Origin of the sequence: Bacillus sp. FSL K6-3312 (assembly GCF_038007485.1) — a bacterium.
In the GTDB taxonomy this organism is placed as follows: Bacteria; Bacillota; Bacilli; order Bacillales; family Bacillaceae; genus Bacillus; species Bacillus pumilus.
The window spans coordinates 2876663-2888621 of sequence record NZ_JBBOXI010000001.1; the positions used below are offsets into that span (position 1 = coordinate 2876663).

Here is an 11959-nt window from a genome sequence, read left to right on the forward strand (position 1 = left end):
TAAAATAGAGACGACTCACTAGAATTTGAGGCGGTGGATACGTGGAGCATCCTAAAACTTATTATTCAAAAACCATTGAGCGAGAAACAGGTACCATCCTGATTGAAGGTCCGGTACCTGCATCAGAGCTTGCGAACTATACGTTTCATGAAGGCCTAACGGCATTTCGCACGCCAGAGGAACAGAAACAAGCACTTGTTGAAATAGCAGACCTTCCAGAAGGACGTATTATCATTGCACGAGTGGATGAGCTTGTTGTCGGCTATGTCACGTATTTATATCCTGATCCGCTTGAGCGCTGGTCAGAGGGCAACATGGACAATTTAATCGAGCTTGGCGCGATTGAGGTCGCTCCTCCATTTAGAGGCTGCTCACTTGGTAAGCATTTACTTGATGTGAGCATGATGGATGAGCAAATGGAGAATTATATCATCATTACAACTGAATATTACTGGCATTGGGATTTAAAGGGGACAAAGAAAAACGTGTGGGAGTACCGCAAGATGATGGAGAAAATGATGAACGCAGGCGGTCTTGTTTGGTTTGCAACAGACGAGCCAGAGATCAGCTCACATCCAGCCAATTGTTTAATGGCCAGAATCGGGAAAAATGTGAATCCTGATTCGATTGAGCGCTTCGATCGTCTTCGCTTCCATCAACGCTTTATGTATTAACGTTCAATTCGTTTTTTTGGCAAAGGGGATTGGTAAACAATGATGATTGAACAAATTATGGAGCGTGATGTGATCACGCTGCGAAAAACCGATACGATTGAAGAAGCCATAAAAAAAATGAGTGCACATCACATTCGGCATATTCCGATCGTATCTGATCAAGGTTCTGTCATTGGGATGGTGACAGATCGAGATATTAAAAATGCCAGTCCAAGTATATTTGAAACAGAAAAAAGGAAGCTCTTTATTCAGCGGCCTGTTGAAGAGATCATGGTATTAGAGACGATTACTGCTCATCCGCTTGATTTCGTTGAAGAGATTTCTAGTGTCTTTTTTGAACACGGAATTGGCTGCCTTCCAGTAGTGAGACGCGGCAAGCTTGTAGGCATTATCACAAAGACTGATTTGCTTCGTACGTTTGTCAGACTGACAGGTGCAGATCAGCCTGGGTCACACTTAGAGGTAGAAGTGGACCAAATGACAGAAGGTCTTGCTGACATTACGACCATTATAAAGGAGCAGCATATTCAAATGCTGAGTGTGCTTGTGTATCCGCATGCAAATGAATCATCTAAAGTACTCGTCTTCCGCCTTCAAACCATGCATGCAGATCATGTGACGAAGCTGATTCGTGCAAAAGGCTATAAGGTGCTGTGGCCTATGGAGCAGACGATCAAATGAAGGAAGCGACCTTTGTTTTTTCACCCTCTTTTCAAACGTACCAGTTTCACCAAGACCATCCCTTCAATCAGCTTCGTGTCTACTTAACATATGACCTGCTTCAAAAAATGAAGGCGTTAACAAATGATGAGATCGTCGCACCGCGTATGGCGACCCTTGAGGAATTAAAGCTCGTCCATACAGCCGATTATATTCAAGCTGTGCAGCGGGCTAGTGAAGGAAAGCTCTCTACAGCAGAGGGTGAGCGCTACGGTCTTGGCACGGAGGATACACCGATGTTTGCAGGTATGCATGAGGCAGCTTCTCTCCTTGTTGGCGGGACACTCACAGCCGTTGACCAAGTAATGATGGGACACTCGCAGCATGCACTGAATCTTGGCGGTGGACTTCATCACGGGTTTAAAGGGCGTGCATCTGGCTTCTGTATTTATAATGACAGCTCAGTGGCGATTCAATATATTCAAAAGACATACGGTGCAAGAATTTTGTATATTGATACGGATGCCCATCACGGAGATGGTGTACAATTCAGTTTCTATGACGACCCTGAGGTTTGTACAGTCTCAATTCATGAAACGGGACGCTATTTGTTCCCTGGAACTGGACAAGTACAGGAAAGAGGTCATGATAAAGGCTATGGCTACGCCTACAATATTCCGCTTGATGCATTTACAGAAGATGAATCGTTCCTTGAAGCATACCGAACAGCAGTGACTGAAATTGCTGCTTTTTTTAAACCAGATGTGATTTTGACGCAAAACGGTGCAGACGCACACTACTATGATCCGTTAACCCATTTATCTGCCACCATGAAAATATATGAGGAAATTCCTAGACTTGCCCATGAATTAGCGCATCAATATTGTGATGGCAAATGGATCGCTGTCGGCGGAGGAGGATATGATATTTGGCGTGTCGTGCCAAGGGCGTGGAGCCGAATTTGGCTTGAAATGAAAGGTACTACACCGCCTAATGAACTGCCTCAGGACTGGGTTCAGGCTTGGCATAAACAATCTCCTGTCACCCTGCCATCCACATGGAGAGACCCTGACGATTTATATCCACCGATCCCAAGAAAAGCAGAAATCACAGAAAAAAATGCTCAAACTGTAGAAAAAGCACTGATGCCCGTTAGAAGAGAAAAGAAAAATGCATAAGAAAAGCAGGCATTCACTGATGTGTAAGCCTGCTTTTTCATTTTATTTTGTTGATTGTCTTTCTTCAATTCTGTGCGGAAGTTCCACAATTTGGTCATCCACTTGCTCTTTGTTCATCAGCTTTGTCAGCAGTCTCATTGCGACAGCACCAATATCATACGTCGGCTGAACAACAGTTGTCAGCTGAGGACGCACCATGAGAGAAAGTCTCGTGTTATCAAAACCAATCACTTCTAAATCATCAGGAATGGATACGCCTCTATCTTGTGCTCCATGAATGACACCTAGCGCCATTTCATCCGTAGCCGCAATAACAGCTGTCGGCTTGTCAGACTGCTCAAGCAAGTGAGCAAGTGATTCAATTCCAGAATCATACGAATAATCGCCTTCAGCGACGAGCGCATCGTCAAATGCGATGCCCGCTTCTTCAAGCGCACGCTTATAGCCTGCAAGCTTTCTCATAGAGTTAATCGGTTCTGACATTGGGCCAGATACGAAGGCAATTCGCTTATGTCCTTTTTCAACTAAAAGCTGAACTGAATCATAAATCGCTTGCTCGTAGTTGATGTTGACAGATGGTGTTTGAGCCTGCTCTTCAACAGATGCAGCAAGAACAATTGGCACAGGAGAGCGCTTAAATTCTTCAACAAGCACATCTGTGATATTTCCACCCATAAAGACAATCCCATCTACTTGTTTACCTAGCATTGTATTTAAAAGATGGAGCTCTTTATCGGTATTTTGATCTGAGTTGCTCAAAATGATGTTGTACTTATACATTGTGGCGATATCTTCAATTCCGCGAGCAAGCTCCGAATAGAAGATACTAGAAATATCAGGGATGATGACCCCAACCGTTGTTGTTTTTTTACTTGCAAGGCCTCGCGCCACAGCATTCGGGCGATAGCCAAGGCGATCAATCGCTTCAAGTACCTTTTTTCTTGTTGTTGGTTTTACATTCGGATTCCCATTCACTACGCGTGATACCGTTGCCATACTTACATTTGCTTCTCTTGCTACATCATATATTGTAACATTATTCACATAAATCACTCCTTCAAATACACTTCATATCTATAGCATTCACCAATTGGATAGAGACATGTCAGATACGAGGAAAATAATATCCTATTTGTCATTAAAACGATGAAAAGAGACACATAATTTTTCAATCTACATCAAAATGACATTCTTTTATGAAATTATACACGTTTTTTCACAATATGAAAACGTTCCCTTTCTTTTTATAACTAAATTAAACAAACTTTAATGAGCTTGTTACCTGTAAATTGAATCATATTTCATGAAAAACCGTCGAGAACGTCAGCTATGACAATGATCTTAGCAGATTCTATTGAATTTTAAAAATGAAAACATTGTGAACAAGCACTTTTAAAGCTTGCAATGTGCTCTTTTCCTTTCATTCCCAATCTTCATCGTATTTTATCCATAGAAAAACCGCCGGGCAGTCATCCGGCGGCTTTCTATCTATGATTATGCGTGAATGTTGACAAGTGGTCTTAACGCATCTAACCATTTTTCGAATTGAGGAATGTCCATTTGCTGCGCTGAGTCAGATAGAGCAACAGATGGATCTGGATGCACTTCTGCCATGACACCGTCTGCTCCAATCGCAAGAGCTGCTTTCGCTGTTGGAAGGAGAAGATCTCTACGTCCAGTTGAGTGCGTCACATCAACAAAGACTGGTAAATGTGTTTCTTGTTTCAAGATTGGCACAGCAGAAATATCTAGTGTATTTCTTGTCGCTGTTTCATATGTGCGGATACCGCGCTCGCAAAGGATGATTTGGTCATTTCCTTGGGCGATGATGTATTCAGCTGCATTGATGAATTCTGAAATCGTCGCTGCAAGACCACGTTTTAAAAGAACTGGTTTCTTCACAGATCCGGCTGCTTTTAATAGCTCGAAGTTTTGCATGTTTCGTGCACCAATTTGGATGACATCGATATGCTCAATCGCTTCTTCAATATGAGCAGGATTGACGATTTCACTAATGACAGCAAGACCGTATTCATCCGCTACACGCTTTAGAATTTTCAGACCGTCTACACCAAGTCCTTGGAAATCATATGGACTTGTGCGTGGTTTAAATGCACCTCCGCGAAGTAGTTTTAGTCCTTGCTGTTTCGCTGCTGCCGCCACTTCTGCGACTTGCTCGTAGCTTTCAACAGCACATGGTCCAACGATGAAACGCTGTTTCCCATCACCGATCGCTTCTCCATTGATGTTCACGATTGTATTTTCCGATTTTTTCTTACGAGAAACAAGAAGTGCTTTGCTGTGGTCATCTTCTTGAAGCTCTAGGCCTGCTTTGAAAATCTCTTTGAAAATATGCTGAATTGTTGAGTTTTCGAATGGTCCATCATTTGCTTCAAGAATTTGGTTCAGCATTGTGCGCTCTCTGACAGGATCATAACGGTTGACACCCTGCGCTTCTTTCGCTTTTCCAATTTCTTTTACAATGCTTCCTCTTTCATTGATCAGTTTTAAGATTTGAAGATTTAGTTCATCTGCCTGCTGTCTCAATTGTTCTAGTTCATTGTTGCTCATTTTTGTCATCCTTTCCTCTGCCTGTTCTCGCTTTTTTCTTTTCATTCTCTCATGATAGGGTTTATTATAAACAAAGATTTCGGAATTGTCACGAAAATTTTCTTTATTACCCAAACGCTTTTAAGCGATAAAGTATTATGTGTAAGATTATAGCATAGTTTTGATTGAAGTAAACCTTTTTTTATCAAAAAAACGTCAGCAATTGCTGACGTTTCTTCTACACATTATGTTCAAGCGCTTCTTTTGTAATGCTTGAGTGGGATGCATGCCATTTTACTTTTCCACCGCTAAAGACGAGTGCCTGGGGACTTTCGTGCTTTACCCCTGATTTTTCTGTCACATAGGATGAAAGCTCTCTTGTGTTTTGAATTTGCAAGAAATAAGTTGGCACGTCTTCATGTGCAGACGCAAATTCTTCAAACTCTTGAAAAGCCGCTTGACTGATCGGACATGTCAAACTGTGCTTAAAAAAGACAAAGGTCCCATCTTGATTCGTTAGTTGATCAAACTGTTCTTCTGTTTCAATGAGTTGTTTTGACATGATGTTCTCCTTCTTCACTCTGTGCAGTAAGAGTTAGCCTTTAGTCGATTGTTCTACTTTTTCTTTGACATCTTTAATGCCATCTTCAATTTCTGATTTCGCTTCTTGTGCTCGTACTTTGGCTTCATCTGCTACATCTGACGCTTCGCTCGCAAGATCAGCTGCCGCATCTTCTGCTTCACTTTTCACATGATTAGCTTTTCCAGCTGCACGTTCTTTTATGTCTTTCACTTTGTCTAAAATTTGGTTTGACTGTTCTGCCACCAGCTGAGATAATTCAGACGTTTTATCTTTCGCAATCGTCACATATTCAGTGCCTTTTTCCTTTGCATCTGTTGTGAGTTGATCTGTTTTGTCTTTTAAAGCATTCGCTTGGTTGTTCAAATCATCGCGAAGCTCTTTCCCTGACTTCGGTGCTAAAAATAAAGCTGTTGTTGCACCTACAATTCCACCAATAAGTGTTCCGATCAAAAAGTCCTTGCTATTGATTCCGTCTTTGCTCATGATTATTCCTCCTATGCGAAAATGGTTTATTTTTGGTGTTTTCGTTGTTTCCATTTTTTATAAATTTCAAGTGCTGCGTTACTCCAGCTTACCACATCCGTGACTTTTTCTTGATTTCGTTCAACGGATGAAGAAACCGCACCAGCTGCCTGCTTTATGCTTGTATTAAATTGGTTGATCGAGCCGCCAATTCCCTGCACCGCATCCACAACTGTGTTGAGTTTTGCCGATTTGTCTTGAATATCTTCAGCAAGCTGATTCGTCTTATGTAGCAATTGTGCTGTCTCTGTGGTGATCCCTTGCATCTGACCTTCAAGACCTTCTAAAGTTGATGCGACATTCTTTAATGTCAGCTGTAAGGATTTTAATGTTTTGGACAAGTAGATGACAAGAATGAGGAAAGCAATTGCGATCAGTGCAACGCTTAAATATAGAATAATAATCATCTGATACCTCCTTTGCTGCGGGCATATTCAATTCATTACCCTCTCGTTGTATCATTCAAACATCGCTTAGAATGACCGATTGATTAATAATTCTACACTTATTGGCTGATTCCTGTCCACAGCGAACGAAAAAAAGCGGCATGTTGACACAATTAGCCCCTTTGTCACATTTTATTCAAAATAAAAAAAGTGCCGATCAAAACGGCACTTTTCGTTTAAGTATTTATACAGCGACTTTTTCATAAGCACGCAAATATTTTTGAATGTCTCCTGCTCCCATAAAGATCAGAATCCCATCTTTGTGCGCTTTCAGCACAGATGTATCTTCTTCTGCAATCAATTGGGCCTGCGGGATTTTTTCTCGTAAATCTTCGATACTCAGCTTCCCAATGTTTTCACGGGCTGAACCGAAAATATCGCATAGGTATACATAGTCCGCTTTTTTCAGACTATCAGCAAATTCACTTAAGAATTGCTGTGTACGTGTGAAGGTATGTGGCTGGAAGACAGCGACAATATCGCGGTCTGGATACTTTTGGCGTGCTGCTTCAATTGTGACTTCAATCTCCGTTGGGTGATGGGCATAGTCGTCAATTAAAACCTGCTCACCGACTACTTTTTCATTAAAGCGGCGTTTGACACCACTAAATGTCGTTAGTGCCCCTTTGATGAGCTCTACATCAATGGCTTCATAGTGACATAATGCAATCACAGCTAATGAATTAAGGACATTATGATTTCCATAGGCAGGGATGTAGAAGGTATCATAAAACGTATTTCGTACAAAGACATCAAATGTAGTGCCTTCCGTGTTTTTCACAACATTGCGTGCTTGGAAATCATTTTCTTCATTGAAACCGTAGTACACAACAGGTACCTTCGCTTGAATCTTAGGCAGATGCTCATCATCACCGCAAGCGATAATGGCTTTTTTCACTTGAAGTGCCATGTTTTGAAACGCATCAAACACGTCGTCAATATCAGAGAAGTAATCAGGATGATCAAAATCAATATTGGTCATGATCGCATAGTCTGGATGATAGCTGAGGAAGTGTCTGCGGTATTCGCATGCTTCAAATACAAAATACTCGCTGTTTTCTTTCCCCATACCAGATCCATCACCGATTAAGTATGAAGTTGGTTTCGCTGATTGCATCACATGGGCAAGCAGACCTGTTGTTGACGTTTTACCATGAGCACCAGTAATCGCAACGTTTGTGAATGTATCCATGTATTCTCCAAGGAATTTATGGTAACGAATGACAGGAATCCCTTCAGAAAGGGCGCGTTCAATCTCAGGGTGTGTATCAGGAAATGCATTACCTGCAATGACGGTCATCCCTGGCTGAATATTATCTGGGTCAAATGGAAGAATTTTAATATTTCTCTCTTCTAATGCTTTTTGTGTAAAGATATGTTTTTCGATATCCGATCCTTGGACAGTATACCCAGTATCATGAAGAATTTGGGCCAGTGGACTCATACCTGTCCCTTTTATTCCAACAAAATGATAAACAGTCATAATTGTACCTCCAACAAACGTCTATCTGACTTACAGTATATGACGCTCATTTCAATTTGCAACTTGTGATTTTCGCCTCTAGCGGCTCACAGATCGCAGCTCCAAATAAAGATTTTTTTCCGATCTTCCTATTCTAATCAATATTAACTATGATTAGTATCCGACAACTTTCCTATTTCTAACACCTGCTTTCGCTCATTTTACATAAAAAAGCGTTCTGACAGGCATGCGAAAAGCGTCCAATTCCAAAATTGCACCTATGTGCTATCATACCATGTTTATGAAAAAAATGAAGTGGTTTGTTTAGATCAGCTGTTCTAAGTCACTCAGTGTCATGAGGACTTCCCTTGGCTTACTGCCTTTTGCACCAGAGATCATGCCTTCGCGTTCCATCATGTCGATCAATCTGGCTGCACGATTGTAGCCAATTCTAAATCTTCTCTGCAAACTCGATGTACTAGCGCTATTCTGCTCAATGGCAAAACGGCAGGCATCCATAAACAATTCGTCTTCATCTGTAATCGCAGAGCCTTGGAGCATTAATTCCTCCTGTTCGAAAAGGAACACCGGCTTGCGCTGTTTCCTCACATGTGCCACTACTTGATCGATCTCGCGGTCTGATACAAAGTTCCCTTGCAGCCTCGTAGGCTTGCCGGAGCCATTTTCTAAGAAGAGCATGTCTCCTTTTCCGAGAAGCTTTTCTGCACCTGCCATGTCGATGATCGTTCTAGAATCTACCTGACTTGAGACAGAGAAAGCAATTCTTGTTGGAATATTGGCTTTAATCAGACCTGTGATGACATCTACAGAAGGTCTTTGTGTCGCAATCAATAAGTGAATGCCGCACGCTCTTGCTTTTTGCGCGATTCGGCAAATGCTTTCTTCGACTTCATTTGGTGCGACCATCATTAAATCAGCGAGCTCATCGATCACCACGACAAGATAAGGTAGTTTTTCACCCATTTGTTTTTCTTTGACAAGCTCATTGAATCGTTTGATTTCTCTCACACCAGAGTGCGCAAACAGCTCGTAGCGTCTTTCCATTTCATCCACTACCCATTTCAGAGCAGCTGTCGCTGTCTTAGCATCAGTGATAACAGGACTCACGAGATGCGGAATATGATTATACGGCGCTAATTCGACCATTTTAGGGTCGATTAAAAGCATTTTCACTTCATCTGGTGATGCTTTAAACATTAAGCTTACTAAAATGGTATTGATGCAGACACTTTTTCCTGAACCTGTTGCTCCAGCAATTAAGCCATGCGGCATTTTTTGCAGATCAACGACAACAGGCTGTCCTGAGATATCTAATCCAAGTGCTGCTGTTAAAGGAGATGGATTGTCTCTAAACGCACTGCTTCTGATCATCTCTCGTAAGAAAACCATTTTACTGTGAAGGTTCGGCACTTCAATCCCGATCGTGTTCTTTCCTGGAATCGGTGCTTCAATTCGTATATCCTTTGCGGACAAACTGAGTTTAATATCATCTGACAGGTTCGTGATTTTGTTCACTTTGACACCTGGTTCTGGATGTACTTCAAATCTTGTCACAGAAGGGCCTTGCGTGACATGAACAACACTTGCTCTGACATTGAAATTTTTCAGCGTGGCATTGAGCAGCTCTGCCCGCTCTTTCACCCATGTCCCGTCCTCTCCTTTTTGAGCCGGAGGTACATCTAAAAGGGCGAGGCTTGGAAACACATATCCTTGTCCATCTGCTGCTTTCTTTTGTCCTTGCACGCGTTGATCACTTTTTAACATCATGACGTTAAAAGGAACCGTTGAGGTTTGTCCACTTGTACGTTGTGGCTGAGGAGATGCCTGTTTCGGTTTTTCTTCCATCACTTCATGCACTTGTTCTTGCTTTTCTTGCTGCTCTATGACAGGTTCTACTCGTTCAGTAGCGGTCTCATCGTCTGCTTCTTGTTCTATTGGCATCACTTGATCTTCTACTATTTCCGCTTCTTCTATCAATTGCTCTTCTTGCAGATCATGCTCGGCAACTGGCTCTGTTTCTTCTAATGCTGCCGCTGGCACTTCTTCTTGATGGTCTTCTAAGGAATCAGCTTCTATATCCTCGTCTGATTCTGCTGAGATGACGTCTAGTACCTCTACTTCTTCTGCCGATATGTCTACTTCCATTTCAATAGCGGAATGCGTGTCTTCATCTGTTTCGAATGTCAACGGTTCTATTTCTATTTCCTGAGTATGATCTACAAACTGTTCTACCGGTTTGTCTTGTATTTCTTCGTTTTCACTGGAAACATCCTGTACAGGCTCAGACTCTACCGGCGGTTCGTGATATACTTCGGTTTGCTGATGATGTAAGTCAGCTTCAATGTGGTCTTGAGGCTCAGAAAAGGCTGGCTCTTTTTCCTCTGTTTGAATGAAAGGCTCGTCATTTAAACGCTCCATCGTTGATTGAACGTGATCGTGATAAGTGAGCTCCTCTTGCAAAGTAAGCGGGGTCACGTCTGTTTGCATGTCCACTCTTTCTTCTGCTGGCGCTGGAACTGTTTCTTCCATACGATTTTCTTTCCGTATTGATGGAATGTTCATTTGCTGTCTGACATTTCGTTCACGCTCTGCCTCTTCTGATAACAGGGTGACACGCTGCGCTGTTTCTGCTGCTTTCATTTGAACAGAAGATGATTCTTCTTTCGACTCTGTTCGTTTCGGACGCATATCCTGATGATAGCCATAGATCGGTGATGGAATTTGCTCTGGTTTGAATGGCTTTTTATTCATGTCAGGCTGAACCGTTTGTTTTGACTCATAGGTCTTCTGCTTAGCCTTTGACTGGCCTTGCTTTGAGCGTCTTCTTTCCTGCTTTACTCCGTCACGCTGAGGTTCATCTGGAACGAGCGGAAAGCGGAAGTTGCCTGTCGGATATTCATAATAGACTTTTGTATCTTCAATTTTTTTATATTCTTTATGCTGTTCAAAAACTGGCTGCTTTGGTGCAACTGGACCTTCCTCAGGTCTCACAGCTTTTTCTTCTTTCTTTTCTTCTCCTAAAAATACACTGAAAAATTTATCTAACCAACTCATCATTTATCACTCACTTTAACTCCCCTTACGTTTTCTTGGGCGATTTTTAGTATACCATTGCTTTTTCATGCAGAAAAGCGAGAAAAGTGCCGCTCTTTGCTATTTGTGCTGTCTGTAGATGAAAAAAAGTCACTAAGTACGTACTTAGTGACTTTTGGTATAACACAATCTTCGCTCTGATGTGCCCGTTTATGGGAGGTTATGCTTGAAAGGGTTCGCCAGCTTGATGGCTTCCCTCTAGAACAAGAATTCCTTTTTCAGCAGGCGCGTCTGGAAGATCTAATTCTTTTGCTGAACAAATCATTCCGCTTGATGGAACACCTCTTAGCTCAGCATCTTTGATGATTAAACCGCTTGGCATCACTGCCCCAACCTTTGCAACCACGACATATTGACCTTGATCAACGTTTGGTGCACCGCACACGATTTGTAATGTTTCATCGCCAACATCCACTTGGCAAATGTTTAATTTATCTGCATTCGGATGCTTTTCTTTTTCCTTTACATAACCGACAACAAATTTTGGTGATAGATCCACAGTCAACGTTTCACTGACACCATTGCGGTTTAAAATTTCGTTGATATCTTGAACAAGTGTTTCAGAAAGCGGTACAGATCCGTTTTCTTCAATTTTCATGTAAGTGGATGCATTGAAGATATTAAAGCCTGTTGTTTCTTTTGTTTCTTGATTGAAGATTCTTACGACATCTCCAAACGTCTCATGACCTACTTCTTCTCTCGTCACATCTTTCAATGAAATAAGAAGTGTGTCGCCTACACCTTCTGCATTATAAAAAACGTTCATTCTT

At 41.8% G+C, this 11959-nt stretch carries 11 protein-coding genes; 3 read left to right on the top strand and 8 right to left on the bottom strand.

Translation table 11 applies throughout. From position 1 onward, the window contains the following. Positions 1-41 precede the first annotated feature (41 nt). The 3 genes from MHI11_RS15005 to MHI11_RS15015 are packed head-to-tail and all read left to right on the top strand — an operon-like array spanning position 42 to position 2512. Complete coding sequence (locus MHI11_RS15005) at positions 42-674, top strand: GNAT family N-acetyltransferase (RefSeq protein ID WP_044142211.1); 633 nt, start codon at positions 42-44, stop codon at positions 672-674. 39 nt (positions 675-713) lie between these two features. Beyond that, positions 714-1355: a CBS and ACT domain-containing protein gene (locus MHI11_RS15010; protein ID WP_340961397.1), complete on the top strand. Its 642-nt coding sequence runs from the start codon at positions 714-716 to the stop codon at positions 1353-1355. Beyond that, positions 1352-2512: an acetoin utilization protein AcuC gene (locus MHI11_RS15015; RefSeq protein WP_340961399.1), complete on the top strand. Its 1161-nt coding sequence runs from the start codon at positions 1352-1354 to the stop codon at positions 2510-2512. The genes MHI11_RS15010 and MHI11_RS15015 overlap by 4 nt, the downstream gene beginning before the upstream one ends. A gap of 42 nt (positions 2513-2554) precedes the next feature. Here the strand turns inward: MHI11_RS15015 and ccpA are convergent, their stop codons facing one another. The 8 genes from ccpA to ytpR all read right to left on the bottom strand — a co-directional run bounded on the left by ccpA (position 2555) and on the right by ytpR (position 11955). After that, on the bottom strand, positions 2555-3556 hold the full coding sequence (gene ccpA / locus MHI11_RS15020) for a catabolite control protein A (protein WP_003217727.1): 1002 nt from the start codon (positions 3554-3556) through the stop codon (positions 2555-2557). A gap of 450 nt (positions 3557-4006) precedes the next feature. Beyond that, positions 4007-5083, bottom strand: a complete 1077-nt coding sequence (locus MHI11_RS15025; RefSeq protein WP_003217626.1) for a bifunctional 3-deoxy-7-phosphoheptulonate synthase/chorismate mutase — start codon at positions 5081-5083, stop codon at positions 4007-4009. Between the two features lie 217 nt (positions 5084-5300). Next, positions 5301-5624, bottom strand: coding sequence for a bacillithiol system redox-active protein YtxJ (ytxJ, locus tag MHI11_RS15030; RefSeq protein ID WP_106065771.1), 324 nt, complete (start codon positions 5622-5624; stop codon positions 5301-5303). Positions 5625-5657: 33 nt separating this feature from the next. After that, positions 5658-6128 (bottom strand): YtxH domain-containing protein, encoded by a 471-nt coding sequence (locus MHI11_RS15035; RefSeq protein WP_065098617.1) that lies wholly within the window; start codon positions 6126-6128, stop codon positions 5658-5660. 26 nt (positions 6129-6154) lie between these two features. Further along, positions 6155-6574 carry a DUF948 domain-containing protein gene (locus tag MHI11_RS15040; RefSeq protein ID WP_024424855.1) on the bottom strand — a complete coding sequence of 140 codons (420 nt, stop codon included), beginning with the start codon at positions 6572-6574 and terminating at the stop codon, positions 6155-6157. A gap of 223 nt (positions 6575-6797) precedes the next feature. Then, positions 6798-8096 carry a UDP-N-acetylmuramate--L-alanine ligase gene (gene murC, locus MHI11_RS15045; protein ID WP_044142205.1) on the bottom strand — a complete coding sequence of 433 codons (1299 nt, stop codon included), beginning with the start codon at positions 8094-8096 and terminating at the stop codon, positions 6798-6800. 303 nt (positions 8097-8399) lie between these two features. Next, on the bottom strand, positions 8400-11153 hold the full coding sequence (locus tag MHI11_RS15050) for a DNA translocase FtsK (RefSeq protein ID WP_340961404.1): 2754 nt from the start codon (positions 11151-11153) through the stop codon (positions 8400-8402). Between the two features lie 196 nt (positions 11154-11349). Further along, entirely contained in the window at positions 11350-11955 is a 606-nt protein-coding gene (ytpR, locus tag MHI11_RS15055) for a YtpR family tRNA-binding protein (protein WP_044142204.1), read from the bottom strand. Between the last annotated feature and the right edge of the window lie 4 nt (positions 11956-11959).

What these genes read in the sequence shown, in the direction of transcription:
- MHI11_RS15010 (WP_340961397.1), top strand. Translation starts at nt 714, where the DNA reads ATGATGATTGAACAAATTATGGAGCGTGATGTGATCACGCTGCGAAAA.
- MHI11_RS15015 (WP_340961399.1), top strand. Translation starts at nt 1,352, where the DNA reads ATGAAGGAAGCGACCTTTGTTTTTTCACCCTCTTTTCAAACGTACCAG.
- MHI11_RS15025 (WP_003217626.1), bottom strand. Translation starts at nt 5,083, where the DNA reads ATGAGCAACAATGAACTAGAACAATTGAGACAGCAGGCAGATGAACTA.
- ytxJ (WP_106065771.1), bottom strand. Translation starts at nt 5,624, where the DNA reads ATGTCAAAACAACTCATTGAAACAGAAGAACAGTTTGATCAACTAACG.
- MHI11_RS15035 (WP_065098617.1), bottom strand. Translation starts at nt 6,128, where the DNA reads ATGAGCAAAGACGGAATCAATAGCAAGGACTTTTTGATCGGAACACTT.
- MHI11_RS15040 (WP_024424855.1), bottom strand. Translation starts at nt 6,574, where the DNA reads ATGATTATTATTCTATATTTAAGCGTTGCACTGATCGCAATTGCTTTC.
- murC (WP_044142205.1), bottom strand. Translation starts at nt 8,096, where the DNA reads ATGACTGTTTATCATTTTGTTGGAATAAAAGGGACAGGTATGAGTCCA.
- MHI11_RS15050 (WP_340961404.1), bottom strand. Translation starts at nt 11,153, where the DNA reads ATGATGAGTTGGTTAGATAAATTTTTCAGTGTATTTTTAGGAGAAGAA.
- ytpR (WP_044142204.1), bottom strand. Translation starts at nt 11,955, where the DNA reads ATGAACGTTTTTTATAATGCAGAAGGTGTAGGCGACACACTTCTTATT.